Origin of the sequence: Auritidibacter sp. NML120636 (assembly GCF_003185945.1) — a bacterium.
GTDB lineage: Bacteria > Actinomycetota > Actinomycetes > Actinomycetales > Micrococcaceae > Auritidibacter > Auritidibacter ignavus.
On the sequence record NZ_QHLO01000007.1, the window covers coordinates 89,447 to 102,814 of the forward strand.

The following is a 13,368-nucleotide window of genomic DNA, read 5'->3' on the forward strand; positions in this document are numbered from 1 at the left end:
CCGTAGAATCGTCTCCTATGGTGACCTATGGCGATGAAGATGCGAGCGAGCCGAGGTAAGCGTGCTGGATCCTGACAGTACACCGGATCCTGACCGGGCAGAACAGGTGCTGAACCGGTTCACTCCCGCCACCCGCCGGTGGTTCACCGGGGCCTTCTCCTCCGCTACTGAAGCACAGCTGGGGGCCTGGGAGGCGACCTCACGGGGTGACCACACACTGGTAATCGCACCGACCGGTTCGGGAAAGACGTTGGCGGCTTTTTTGTGGGCGCTGGACGGGTTCCTGCGGACGAGCGCATCCGATCGAACCGAGGCATCCGGTAAGGCTGATGCCCGTGGCACCACAGTGTTATACATTTCCCCGTTGAAGGCGCTCGGGGTGGATGTCCAACGGAACCTGCGCGCGCCACTGATCGGGATCACCCAGACCGCTGCGGGATTGGGAGTCGAAGCCCCCGAGGTTCGTGTGGGCGTACGCACGGGCGATACTCCGGCCAGGGACCGGCGCCGATTGGTCACCGACCCGCCGGATATTCTGATCACCACACCCGAGTCGCTCTACCTCATGTTGACTTCCAAGGCGCGCAACACGCTGGCCTCGGTGCATACCGTGATCATTGACGAGGTGCACGCGTTGGCCGATTCCAAGCGCGGGGCGCACCTGGCGGTGAGTTTGGAACGCCTCGATGAGCTCACCGACACCCCGGCCCAGCGGATCGGGCTGTCGGCCACGGTCTCCCCGCCTGAGGAAGTGGCACGGTTCATCGGTGGGGTTCAACCGGTGACGATCGTCAATCCCGCCTCGGCCAAGCGCTGGGATCTGCACGTCAGCGTGCCGGTGGACGATATGACCCGACTTCCGGATTTTATCGGCGAGCAACCTCATGACCCTGCCGGCAACGCCACAGCGGATCCCGGTAGCGCCGTAGCGGATCCGCAACCGGTGAGTAGCATCTGGCCCCATATTGAACACCAGATCATCGACCGGGTCAGCCAGGTCCATTCCACCATCATCTTCACGAATTCCCGCCGGCTGGCCGAACGACTTACCCAGGACTTGAATGAGATGTGGGCTACCCGCGCGGAGGCAGACCAGCGCACGGGCGAGGAGGAGTTTGCCCGATCCCACCACGGGTCGGTGTCGAAAGTGCAGCGCGCCCTGGTGGAAGAGGGGCTGAAAGCGGGCACGTTGCGGTGTGTGGTGGCGACCAGCTCGTTGGAGTTGGGGATCGATATGGGATCGGTGGATCTGGTGATCCAGGTGGAAGCGGCCCCCTCGGTGGCCTCCTGCCTGCAACGGGTGGGTCGAGCCGGGCACCAGGTCGGCGAAATCTCCCACGGGGTGTTTTATCCCAAACATCGATCCGATCTGGTCAATACCGCCGTGATCACCGAGCGGATGCTGCAGGGGAAGATCGAACAGCTCCACGTGCCGGATAACCCGCTGGATATTTTGGCCCAGCAGACCATTGCGGCGGTGGCGATGGATGATTTAGAGGTGGAGGCCTGGTACGACACCGTGCGACGGGCGGCACCGTTCACCACACTGGGCCATCAGGTCTATGAGTCGGTGCTGGACCTGATCTCGGGGCGGTATCCCTCCGATGATTTTGCAGAGCTACGGCCCCGGGTGCTCTGGGATCGGGATGCCGGCACGCTCTCGGCCCGGCCGGGAGCCCAGCGACTGGCGGTCACGTCCGGGGGCACCATCCCGGACCGGGGGTTGTTCGGAGTGTTTCTGGCCGACGGCACGAAGGATACCCAGCGGGCCGAGGACATCCAGGAGTCGGACCCTTCCCAGAGAGCTGACAGCGTCACGCAGCGTAGCACCAGCTCATCGGGTGGCCGGCGGGTCGGGGAGCTGGACGAGGAGATGGTCTACGAATCCCGGGTCGGGGACGTGATCGTGTTGGGTACCACCAGCTGGAAGATCCAGGAGATCACCCACGATCGGGTGCTGGTGCTTCCAGCTTTCGGACAGCCGGGCAAACTGCCGTTCTGGCGGGGCGAATCCGAAGCCCGGCCCACCGAGCTCGGGGCCGCACTGGGAGCCTTCCGGCGCGAGATCGGCCAGTACCTGGTGGGATCATCAGCGGGATCATCGGGGCCATCGGGCCGATCGGGCCGGGCCGATTCGGCCACGGCTGGCCATCTAGCCGGGCCTGACGACCCGATCGCGCAACGACTGACCGCGGCCGGGTTGGACGAGCGAGCCCAGGCTAACCTGGTGGCCTATCTGTCTGAACAACAGCAGGCGACCGGGGTGCTACCCACTGATCAGACCCTGGTGATCGAGCGGTTCCGAGATGAGCTAGGCGACTGGCGGGTGGTCTTGCATTCAGGTTTCGGCCACGGCGTACACGGCCCGTGGGCCTTAGCGGTGGCAGCCCGACTCACCGAGCAGTACGGGTTTGACGCGCAGGTGCAAAGTTCCAATGACGGAATCGTGTTGCGCCTGCCGATGATGGAGACCGCCCCGCAACTGGCCGATCTCTTCCTCTTCGATCCCGACGAGCTGGCCGATCTGGTGCGGACCGAGGTCGGGTCCTCAGCGTTGTTCGCCTCCCGGTTTCGGGAAAATGCGGCTCGGGCATTATTGATCCCGCGTACGAAGCCCGGCCAACGGGCCCCGCTGTGGCAACAGCGTCAGCGGGCCGCACAATTACTCGGCGTAGCCGCCGAGCACCCGCAGTTCCCGATCATCCTCGAAACCGTGCGCGAGTGCCTGCAGGACTTCTACGACATGGACGGGCTGATGTGGCTAATGCGATCCCTGCAGTCCGGGTCGGTGCGACTGGTCGAGGTCGAGACCGCCACCGGCTCACCTTTTGCCCAGCATCTACTATTTGGCTATACTGCCCAATTCCTCTACGAAACGGACTCGCCGTTAGCCGAACGGCGCGCGGCCGCCTTGAGTTTGGATCCCGAACTGTTGCGCCAGCTGTTTGGTGACGATCAGCTCCAAGATCTGCTCGACGATGAGGTGATTGCCGAGATTGAGGCCGACCTGCAGTACCTGAGCCCGCGACGGCAACTGCGGTGGGATACTGAATCGGTGGCGGATTTGGTGCGGGTGCTGGGGCCGTTGGATGCTGACCAGTTGGCAGCCCGCATGCGGCCGGATGACGCTGAGCCAGCTACTGAATCAGCTGCCGAGCCGGCTGCCAAGCTGGCTAAAGCACTCGCGGAGGATCTGGTGCACCAGCGCCGGGCGATACGGGTGCGAATGGCCGGTCGTCAGGTCTATGTCGCTATCGAGGATGCCGCCCGGATCCGGGATGGGTTGGGGATCCCGTTGCCGATGGGTATTCCGGTGGCGTTCATCGAGCCGGTGGACGATCCGCTCGGGGACTTGTTGGGCCGGTATCTGCGCACCCACACGGTGGTCACCGCCGAGCACATTGCCACCCATTTCGGACTCGGTACCGCGGTGGTCACCCAGTATCTCGCCGATCAGGTGCAACGCCGGAGGGTGGCGTCCGGGATCTTCCAACAGAGTGCTCAGTCCGGCGGAGTCCACACACGCCAGACGCAGTACTGTCAGACCCAGGTGTTGCGTCGGATCCGGCAACGGAGTTTGGCGGTCTTGCGCCAGGCCGTCGAGCCGGTGACCGGTCCCGATTACGCTCGCTTCGTGCTCGACACGCACGGGATCGTTCCCCCGCGCACCCAGCATGGACTCTACCGGCCCGGGCAACGGGGGATCGATGCGGTAGCCGAAACGCTCACCCAGCTGGCGGGGTATCCAGCTCCGGCCAGCGCGTGGGAGCACTATATTCTGCCCGCCCGGGTCGCCGACTATGCGCCCGGGATGCTCAATGAGCTATTGGGCACCGGCGAATTTGTGATGGCCGGCACCGCCCCAGGCACCGGAGATGATGGCTGGTTGGCCTTCCACCCGGTCGAAACCGCCGAACTGACCGTGCCCATTCCCGATCCCGCACAGATTGAGGCCTTCGGAAGGGTGCATCACCGGATCATCGAGGTGCTGGCCGACGCCGGGGCGTTCTTTTTTCCCGAGTTATGTCACCGGGTCGCGGGACTAGATGGTGACCAGCAGTCCGCACAGCCCGATAGCCAGCAGGCCGGTCAGCAGTTCAGCGACTCGGCGGTGCTCTCGGCCTTGTGGGATCTGTTCTGGGCCGGAGTGGTGACCAATGACAGTTTCACGATGATCCGCGCCGGGTTGGCCACCGGTCGTAGCGCGCATCGGCAACGATCGCAACCACGACGCTCCCGGGCTCGGCGGGCACGACCTCGGTTGTCGACCGGGCTGGACTCCGGCGGGCTGAGGCCGTCCGGGGTGAGATCCACCGGGGTAAGGTCGAGCGCCGGATTGGATGCTGCCACCGATCAGCCCCGCGCGGCCGGACGGTTCTCGCTGTTGCGCCACCCGGAGGCCACCGGCCCCGATTCGACCCTGGCGGCCAACGCTCAGGCCGAGGTGTTGCTGGACCGGTACGGGGTGATCACCCGCGGGGCGGTCAGCACCGAGAAAATCCCCGGCGGATTCGGATACTACTACCGGTTCTTGACCCACCTGGAAGAAATCGGTGCGCTACGGCGCGGGTATTTCATCGATCAGCTTGGTGCCGCCCAGTTCGCCACCGCCAACACGGTGGATGCGTTGCGTAGCTTCCACCCGGCCCCGGGCGAGGATGATCCGGACCATCCGCGGGCCACCCATCACGCGGTGGGGTTGGCTGCCACCGATCCGGCCAACCCCTACGGGGCCACCTTGCCCTGGCCCGAGATCGCCGAACCGGCTACTGATCACCCCGCAACGGGGAAGTCCTCCGGCCCGCACCGCCCGGGCCGAAAGGCCGGTGCCCTGGTGGTCTTACTCGACGGCCAGCTGGCGGTGTACCTAGAACGCGGGGGCAAGACCATCTTGGAGTTCCCCGCCGCAGCCACCCACCGCCCGTTGATCGCGCAGGCGCTGGTCGAGGCGTTGCAACGGGCCGGTGCAGCTGCGGTGCATGTCAAAACCGTCAACGGGTCCCCGATCCGCAACACCGAACTCGCCGAGGCACTGCTCTCGGCCGGGTTCTCGTCCTCACCACAGGGGGTCCGGTTCCATCCACATGTTTGAACGTGACGGCTCTGCCCGAAAGTAGTTGCGATGCCTGAAGGCGACACACTTTTCCATCTCGCCGGCCGACTGGACCCGTTGTTGCGCGGGCAGATTATCACCGACTCCGATGTACGCACCCCGCGCTACGCGACCGCGGAGCTGACCGGAAGCCGGATCACCGGTGTGCGCTCGGTGGGGATCGCGCTGTTGGATCAGTCCATCCTGGCCGGAATCGGCAATATTTACCGGTGCGAGGTGCTGTTTGTGGCCCGGCTGGCTCCACATACTCCCGCCGGTGATCGTGATCCGGTCCTGCTGGGCGCGGTGGTGGATTTAGCCCGCGCGCTGATGCTGGCCAATAGTGGTGCCGGGCCCGAACACGCGTCCACGCGCACGGGCGCATCCGCGCGCACGCGAGGGCGCGGGCGGTTCTGGGTTTATGCGCGCACCGGGGCGCCCTGCCCGCGCTGTGGTGCCGTGATCCAGCACGACAGGCTGGCGGGCCGAGATTTATACTGGTGCCCGGCGTGCCAACATCAGTAGGACACCAGGAGGGCTCACCCCATGGCCATGACGCCACCGCTACCGGTCAAAGACGGGATCAATCCCACCCGGTTGCACCTACCGGTCACCGCCAACCAACTCGCCGAGCTCGCCGAACAGTACCGGCCCACTCCCCCGCGCACCATTGCTGAGTACATGATGGCCCGATTCGACCACGTGGATCCCGCCACGCTACGTGAGCGGTTCGACTCCGGGGAGGTGGTCACGATCACCGGCGATCCGGTGGGGTGGGAGCAGCCCTTGGGATCCCACGAGTTCATCTGGTATTACCGCACGGTGCCAGACGAGCAACCACTACCGGAGTCGGTCCAGGTGCTGTTCGAAGATGAGCACCTGCTGGTGGTGGATAAACCGCACTTCATGCCCACCACTCCCGGCGGGCGTTTTGTGAAGGAGTCCGCGCTGGTCAAGCTCCGGGTGGCGACCGGTCATTCCGATCTGGTGCCGCTACACCGGTTAGATCGGGCCACCGCTGGGGTGCTGCTGTTCTCCACTAATCCGGCCACCCGTGGGGCCTACCAGATGCTCTTCGAGCAGCGGCGGGTGACCAAAACCTATCAGGCGATCGTGCGGCTCGATGAGGATCCGGATCGGGCGATTCAGCAGTGCCGACGTTTACCGCTGGTGTATCGCAACCGGATCATCAAAACTCGGGGCGTGATCACGGTGGATGTCCAGGACTATCCGGTGGCCGATTCGGGTCGACTCGACCCACCGCGAATCGGCAAACGCCGGCGCAGTCACGATCCCACCACCGGACCGAATGCCCAGACCCGGATCTCGTGGTTGGGGGCGAGAGATGCCCAGGGCCCGGTCCCGCACCACGGGTTGGGATGGGTGCGGTTGGAACCACGCACGGGGCGCACCCACCAGTTGCGGGTGCATTTGGCCCAATTGGGTACCCCGATCCTGCACGACCGGCTCTACCCCGAGCTTTTAGTTCAGGCCCCCGATGAGATGGATCGGCCATTGCAGTTACTGGCCAGCGCCCTGGAGTTTATCGATCCGCTCAGCGGTCAGGCCCGCCGATTTCAGACCGATCGACGACTCGCATATCAACCTCGGTAAACCCCAAGATCACAATCCGGCAACGTCCAGCGTCTTTGATGAATAATTCAGGATGATTGGGTAGCCTGAGATATCCCTGACAGAACCCGGCGGGTTCTCGGCAACGTCCCCACACCACAGCAAAGGATGCCCTGCTGATGAACGATGAGCACGGTCACGACACCGCCGCATCCGAGGCCTTGTCGCGCCTGAAAAGTTCTTCGTCAACGTCGCGCGAGCCCTTTGACCAGCAACAGTTCGAAGACTCGGCCGTCGAGGACTCTCCCGAGACCGAGTCGCCGACCCCGACCTCGGCTGATCCGAGCGCGGAGCAGGAACCCGGCGCGACACCAGCAACACCAACAGAGTCTACGGAACCCGTTGAGCCTACTGAACCCGCCCCTGGTGAGCCGGCCAGGAAGTCCCCGGAGGTCTCGGCCGAAGACAAAGCCCTGTGGACGGTGAGCTTCAATACCGGTTCCGGAGAAGAACAGCGCAAAGACACCCTGGGGACCCGGCTAACCACGTGGTTGGATTCATTCGGCGGACCAGATATGGACAAGGTCGAGGCCGATATTGCTGATACGCCAGCCCGGCTACGGCGGCACTGGCTCAAACATCGGGCCCGACAGACGCTGAAGAAGCGTCGCGCGGCAGAGCAAGTCGCAGCGGAACGAAGGGCGCGGGAAGAGCGGGAACGACTCGAGGCCGAGGTCGCCGAGATCCAGCAGATCTTAGCGGTCCAGGCAGCCGAGCGGGCTGCCGAGGAGAGGGAACGCCAACGGTTGGCCGAGATGGAGTTGCTCAAGGCGCAGCAAGAACGCGAGACCCAGGCTTTGGTGACCGCAGCGCGCGAACTAGACGGCACCGATTATGTACCGGCCCCCGATCACCGGCCCATGTTGCAACGGCCCGGGGAAGAACTCTCCGATCAACAACTGCTGTCTCGGGCCCGATCACTCTTGCCGGAGTGGCGACGTCGTGACCGGATCGTGGAAAAGGCCCAAGCGATTGAGGCCAAGCAGGCCCAGCTACGCACAGACCAAACCGACACCGGTGACGATGCCCACGACCCACTGGGGCTTGGCGATGGTTCCGGTTACATTCCGCCCTACCTGCTTCCGGAACGGCAGGATCCCCAACCGGAACGACTCGATAGCGTCCGTCGGGTGATCGTGACTATCGCCTGGGTGCTGTTCGTGATCGGTGGGCTGGTGGGTCTGGGGTGGATCGGTGGCACCGAGCCACTGTCCCAGGTCAATGACGGGGCCTACCATTCGTCGGCAACCCTGTTATCGATGGCAAATTGGCACGTCGCGATCTGGCCGGTGCTGTGGATCGCCACTGGACTGTACACCTTACACCAGTGGACCCCCTCGCAACGGTCGGCCTCCCGGCAACGGCGCACCGGGTGGCTCATGGCCAACGCCATGTTTGCCCTGGCCCTGTGGTTCGCACTCGTCCATATCGAACCGTGGGGACTGGAAATCATCGTGTGGATATTGCTCTGCGCGCTGCTGGTCACCGCGGTCCGGAACCTGAATTTACACACCTCGCGAACCCAGGGCGAGCAACTGTTCACCGACGCCCCGATCGGGCTGTTGACCGGGTGGGCGCTGGTGTTTATGGCCTCCCAACTGCTGACTGTGGCCGGGATCTGGGACGTGCTCCACCTGCTGTGGTTGCCCGAATCCGTGTGGGCAATCGTCATTCTGATGGCACTGATGCTGTTCGTTCCCATGGTGTCGATGACCGAACGAGGTCGCGTGGTGATCGTCGTCGGCATGGCCTGGGGGCTAGCTGCCATCATCGGGGTGCGCCTGTTCGGATCCAATCCCTCGGTCTTGATCGCCGCGGTGGCATTGCTGGGCGGTTTCGTGGTGTTGTTGGCAACCGAAAACCGGCGCTGGCGGATTGCGCAGGCCGAAAAACGCTACCTTAACCAATTCGATGATGAGCCTCAGGGTAGTCTCGAGAGCGGGCTCGCAACAGACCCCGAGAACAGCCCGACATCGACCTCGATTGCTGGAGGCTGAATCCGGTGTTGTCGGACCCACCGGGCTGGTAGAAAAGAACTATGAGCGTTCGTACCCCAGATCCACATCCCGGTTGGCTCTCCGATGAGGACCTCTACGAGGCCCGGCGACGGTTGCCGATGGTCTACGTGGAGGCGATCCCGGTCCGGGTCGATCCTCTGGGATATGTCTCCCAGATCGGGTTACTCTACGTGGCCGATGGAGACGGGCACCTGCGACGGACGTTTGTCTCCGGTCGGGTGATGTACCGGGAAACGCTGCGGGCAGCGTTGATGCGGCATCTGGAAAAGGACCTCGGCCCGCTGGCATTACCACAAATTCCAGCCGATCTGCGACCGTTTACCGTCGCGGAGTACTTCCCCCATCCTTCCGAAACCGAGTTGACCGATGACCGTCAGCACGCGGTGGCGTTGTGCTATTTAGTGCCGGTGACCGGAGAATGTCAGCCACGCCAGGATGCCCTGGAGCTCAGCTGGCTGACCCCGGAGGAAGCCATGGCTGAAGACATCCAGTCCGAATTCGTCGGCGGGCGGGGACGGATTATCCAGCAGGCCTTGGCCAGCGTGAACTGGGGGCGCTAACCCGTCCGTGCTGGGATCCTCCGACCGGGCAGTCCCTGTAGTCTGCTCTCCCATCCGTCCCAACCTCACATCCATCTAGAATCTCGAAAAGGTAGCGAAGATGACTGACCAGCCTGGGCTCGATGTCGGCGCAGCCGCGGATCTGCCGGTGGAGGAGACACTACTGGTTCCGGCCAGCACCACCGGCACCGTGCCAATCACTATTTTTCACGACGAAACCGGATTCTTCGCGCTCAACGACCGGTGCACCCACGGTAACGCTTCTCTGGCCGAAGGGTGGATCGAAGACGGAACGGTGGAATGCCCCCTGCACGGTTCCCCGTTCTGTCTGGCCACTGGCAAGGCTCTGGGCCTGCCCGCCACCGTGGCTGCTCCCACCCACCGGGTTGAGGTGGTCGACGGGCGCCTGATCCTTTACCCGGGAGTGCCTGCCGACGGGACCGAGGCATGAGCACCACAGCGGAGCCGGCAACGCCCGGGTCGGTCGCCATCATCGGTGGTTCGGTCGCTGGATTCACGGCCGCGCACACCCTGCGCGAACGCGGCTATGCCGGGGCGATCACCGTGATCGACCCGAACCCCTACCCTTATGATCGACCACCGGTCTCCGGAGATTATCTCACCGGGGCGCTCGACGAGCCCGGTCTACGCTTGGGCGGTGCACACTGGGCCGAGCAGCACCAGATCCGCTGGGTGCAGGCGGTCGCGACCGAGCTACACCTGGGGCACCGGCGTGCTGAGCAGACGGCCGGATCGGTGGCCACCGCAGCAACCAGATCCACACACCTGATCCGCACCGGGGACGGTCAACAGCTCTCGGCCGAGGTGGTCATTCTGGCTACCGGGGCTTCAGCGGCACCCTTCGAGCACTCGCTAGCCGATCAAGACGGCGAGCCTTTGCCGGTACTCACCGTACGGGACCACACCGACGTCGACAGAATCCGGCAGCTGATCACCTCCCGAGCCGAGGAGTCCCGTTCGTCACCCCCGCTGCGCATCAGCGTGGCCGGTGCCGGGCTGTTGGCCGCAGAACTGGCCGCCGGGGTGCGTCAGCTCGGAGCTGCGGTGCGACTGTATCAACCGCACCATCGGCAGGCTGCGGAGATTTTCGGCGACACCATTGCCGAGCTACTCGATGCCGACCATGCCCGGCACGGGGTCGAGCTGATTCAGCAGTATCTGCAGGCCGATGCGCTCCCGGAAGGGTTCACGGCTCAGACGGATCTGGTGCTCGCCGCGGTCGGGACGGTACCCAATACGCAGCTGGCCGAGCAGGCCGGGTTGCCGGTCACCGACGGCGTTGCCGTCGATGACCGGCAACGGGTGGACGGTGTCTGCGGGGTGTACGCGATCGGGGATCTCACCCCGGGGGCCAAGCACTGGGATCAGGCGGTGCGTTCTGCTCAGCGGGCGGTCGCCGACCTACTCGATACCAGCCCGACCGCCGAACCGGACCAGGTCCTGCCCAAACACAACGAACACCACCGCGTGGCTCCGCGTTGGATCTGGACGGATCGCTACGACACGCACGCCGGGGCCCTGGGCGAGATGGCCCTGGCCGCTCGGCCCGGATATCAGCTCATCGAGCGTTGGGGCCGTCCGATCCATGAGGACGAAAGCACGCTGCAGGGTAGCGCAGCCAGTGGCGGACAGCGACGCGAGCACGCCAGCTTCGTGCTCGATCCGCAACACCGGTTATGCGCGGTAGCGGCACTGAACCAACCGATGGTGCTACGGGCGGCCACCCGATTGATGCAACGCGGGATCGTCATCGACCCGGTGGACCTGGCCGATCCGGACCTGAACCTGCGCTCACTCATCCGAAATCGGTGAAACGCTCAGCCGGTCCCGCTAAGGTGCTGACCTCGCACGGTTAACACGGCGACCAACCGGGGCTCTATCATGACAGAGATGGCAGATTACCCACAGACCCGTCGCCAACCCAGCGATCCCACCCCCGCGGTGGTTCCCACCCACCACCCAAGCCCGCGGGACGTCAGCTTCAGCATCCAGACCCGGATGGACTCCGGTCTGGGTCGCACCGGGGTGATTCACACCCCGCACGGGCAGATCCAGACCCCGGCGTTCATCCCGGTGGCGACTCAGGCCTCCGTGAAGGCCGTCGCCCCCGAGCAGATGTCAGCCATCGGCGCGCAGGCGTTGCTGGGCAATGCGTATCATCTCTACCTGCAACCCGGGGCCGAGCTGGTCGATCGAGCCGGCGGACTGGGTCAGTTCATGAATTGGTCGGGACCCACCTTCACCGATTCGGGAGGGTTCCAGGTGATGAGCCTGGGGTCGGGATTCAAGAAAGTGATCGATATGTCCGGACCGCATGCTCCCGACGGGACCGGGTCCGATGACGACACCGCGGCCGGCAAAAACCGACTGGCCCACGTGGATGATGACGGAGTCTGGTTCACCTCCCATCTGGATGGCTCCAAGCATAGATTCAGCCCGGAAATCTCGATGAACATCCAGCACCAGCTGGGTGCGGACATCATGTTCGCCTTTGATGAGCTGACCACCCTGCATAATTCTCGTCGATATCAAGAAACCTCCCTGGAACGCACCCGGCTGTGGGCCCAACGCTGCCTGGATCACCACGCCGGGCTCACCGCCCACCGGTCCGATCGACCCTATCAGGCCTTATTCGGGGTGATTCAGGGCGCCCAATACGAGGATTTGCGACGCAAGGCGTGCCAGGATCTCTCAGCCATGCAGGCTGATTTTGTCACCGATAACGGCAGTGACCGCGCCGGGTTCGACGGGTACGGGATCGGCGGAGCACTGGAGAAGAAGAACCTGGGCGCGATCGTGTCCTGGTGTGCCCAGGAACTACCCGAGGACAAGCCACGTCACCTGCTGGGGATTTCCGAACCCGATGATTTGTTGTGGGCGATCGAGTCGGGGGCGGATACCTTCGACTGTGTCTCGCCGACCCGGGTAGCCCGCACCGGTGCGTTCTACACCGACTACGGACGGATCAACCTGCCGCGAGCGCAGTTCAAGGACGATTTTGCCCCGCTACAGCCCGGGTGCGACTGCTATACCTGCGCGCATTACTCGCGGGCCTATCTACGACATCTGATCAAGGCCAAAGAGTTGCTGGTGCACACGCTGATCTCGATCCACAATGAACGGTTCGTCATTCGGCTCGTGGAGACCATCCGGACCAGCATGATCGAAGGCACCTACCCGGAGCTGAAAGAACAGGTGCTGGGACGGTATTACTCTGCTGAGGCCTCGGACCCGCCTGGGGCTTCGGCCCGTTTTTCGGTGACCCCGTAGGCCGGTTCAGCGCGTTTGATCAGCTTCATCACCCACATGGTCACCGGGGCGAGGATGATTTCCACGGCGGATTTAAACAGGAAGCCCACGACCACGTAGTTGACGAATTGGCCAACGGTTTCGATCCCGATCACCGGTGTTGCGATCGAGCAGAACACCAGCGTGTCCAAAAATTCGCCGATCAACGTCGAGACCGCAATACGACCAAACAGGACTTTCTCGCCAAAGGAGCGCTTCATCCGCACCATGAACCAGGCGTTGGAGAGCTGACCGACCAAAAAGCCCAACAACGAGGCCACCACGATCATCCACACCGGCCCGAGAGTGCGTTCCAGGGCCTGTTGGCCGTCATAAAAATCGGCCGGGGGCAGATTAATGATGATCCAGTAACAAACCACCGCGAAGATCGACAACGCGAAGGTGGTGATCACCGCGCGACGGGAATTTTTGAAACCGTAGACCTCGGCCACCACGTCGCCGACGATATAGGCCAGCGGGAACAGGAAGAAGCCACCGTCGGTCACGAGTGGGCCAATCTGTACGCCCTTGGATGCACCGATATTTGACAGGATCAACACGGTGGCCATGATCGCGGTGATGATCGCGTACAGTCCGGATCCAGCCGGGGCGAAGCGGGCGATCGATCGGGAGTGATCAGTAGCTGAGGTCTTGGAGTTGCCGACGTTGCCAGAGCGGGGTGAGCTGGGGGTGGAAGAATCGGGGGCAGACACGGTGATCCTCCTGGACGGTGTTGTCAATGATGCAGTCATGCTCG

General features: G+C 63.8%; 9 protein-coding genes. 8 read left to right on the forward strand and 1 reads right to left on the reverse strand.

What is annotated here, in order from left to right; all coding sequences use genetic code 11:
* The first annotated feature begins 61 nt into the window (after nucleotides 1-61).
* From DCC25_RS07585 to tgt, 8 genes are all read left to right on the forward strand, one after another.
* Nucleotides 62-5,092: an ATP-dependent helicase gene (locus DCC25_RS07585; protein ID WP_233242783.1), complete on the forward strand. Its 5,031-nt coding sequence runs from the start codon at nucleotides 62-64 to the stop codon at nucleotides 5,090-5,092.
* Between the two features lie 30 nt (nucleotides 5,093-5,122).
* The gene (locus DCC25_RS07590) at nucleotides 5,123-5,617 is read left to right on the forward strand and encodes a zinc finger domain-containing protein (protein WP_110101218.1); all 495 of its coding nucleotides are present in this window, start codon (nucleotides 5,123-5,125) and stop codon (nucleotides 5,615-5,617) included.
* A gap of 21 nt (nucleotides 5,618-5,638) precedes the next feature.
* A complete protein-coding gene (locus DCC25_RS07595) occupies nucleotides 5,639-6,706 on the forward strand; it encodes a pseudouridine synthase (protein WP_110101219.1) in 1,068 nt (355 codons plus the stop codon).
* Nucleotides 6,707-6,843: 137 nt separating this feature from the next.
* Nucleotides 6,844-8,721, forward strand: coding sequence for a hypothetical protein (locus DCC25_RS07600; protein WP_110101220.1), 1,878 nt, complete (start codon nucleotides 6,844-6,846; stop codon nucleotides 8,719-8,721).
* Nucleotides 8,722-8,762: 41 nt separating this feature from the next.
* Complete coding sequence (locus DCC25_RS07605) at nucleotides 8,763-9,302, forward strand: NUDIX hydrolase family protein (RefSeq protein WP_110099936.1); 540 nt, start codon at nucleotides 8,763-8,765, stop codon at nucleotides 9,300-9,302.
* A gap of 100 nt (nucleotides 9,303-9,402) precedes the next feature.
* Nucleotides 9,403-9,753: a non-heme iron oxygenase ferredoxin subunit gene (locus tag DCC25_RS07610; protein WP_110099935.1), complete on the forward strand. Its 351-nt coding sequence runs from the start codon at nucleotides 9,403-9,405 to the stop codon at nucleotides 9,751-9,753.
* The gene (locus tag DCC25_RS07615; protein WP_110101221.1) at nucleotides 9,750-11,135 is read left to right on the forward strand and encodes an FAD-dependent oxidoreductase; all 1,386 of its coding nucleotides are present in this window, start codon (nucleotides 9,750-9,752) and stop codon (nucleotides 11,133-11,135) included. The genes DCC25_RS07610 and DCC25_RS07615 overlap by 4 nt, the downstream gene beginning before the upstream one ends.
* A 78-nt stretch (nucleotides 11,136-11,213) precedes the next feature.
* Complete coding sequence (gene tgt, locus DCC25_RS07620; RefSeq protein WP_110101247.1) at nucleotides 11,214-12,593, forward strand: tRNA guanosine(34) transglycosylase Tgt; 1,380 nt, start codon at nucleotides 11,214-11,216, stop codon at nucleotides 12,591-12,593.
* Here tgt and DCC25_RS07625 read toward each other — a convergent pair.
* Nucleotides 12,533-13,324, reverse strand: coding sequence for a queuosine precursor transporter (locus tag DCC25_RS07625; protein WP_370443913.1), 792 nt, complete (start codon nucleotides 13,322-13,324; stop codon nucleotides 12,533-12,535). The genes tgt and DCC25_RS07625 overlap by 61 nt on opposite strands.
* Nucleotides 13,325-13,368 lie beyond the last annotated feature (44 nt).

Bases quoted from the DNA above. Each gene is read 5' to 3' on its own strand.
- DCC25_RS07590 (WP_110101218.1), top strand. From the start codon at position 5,123: ATGCCTGAAGGCGACACACTTTTCCATCTCGCCGGCCGACTGGACCCG.
- DCC25_RS07615 (WP_110101221.1), top strand. From the start codon at position 9,750: ATGAGCACCACAGCGGAGCCGGCAACGCCCGGGTCGGTCGCCATCATC.
- DCC25_RS07595 (WP_110101219.1), top strand. From the start codon at position 5,639: ATGGCCATGACGCCACCGCTACCGGTCAAAGACGGGATCAATCCCACC.
- tgt (WP_110101247.1), top strand. From the start codon at position 11,214: ATGGCAGATTACCCACAGACCCGTCGCCAACCCAGCGATCCCACCCCC.
- DCC25_RS07605 (WP_110099936.1), top strand. From the start codon at position 8,763: ATGAGCGTTCGTACCCCAGATCCACATCCCGGTTGGCTCTCCGATGAG.
- DCC25_RS07600 (WP_110101220.1), top strand. From the start codon at position 6,844: ATGAACGATGAGCACGGTCACGACACCGCCGCATCCGAGGCCTTGTCG.
- DCC25_RS07610 (WP_110099935.1), top strand. From the start codon at position 9,403: ATGACTGACCAGCCTGGGCTCGATGTCGGCGCAGCCGCGGATCTGCCG.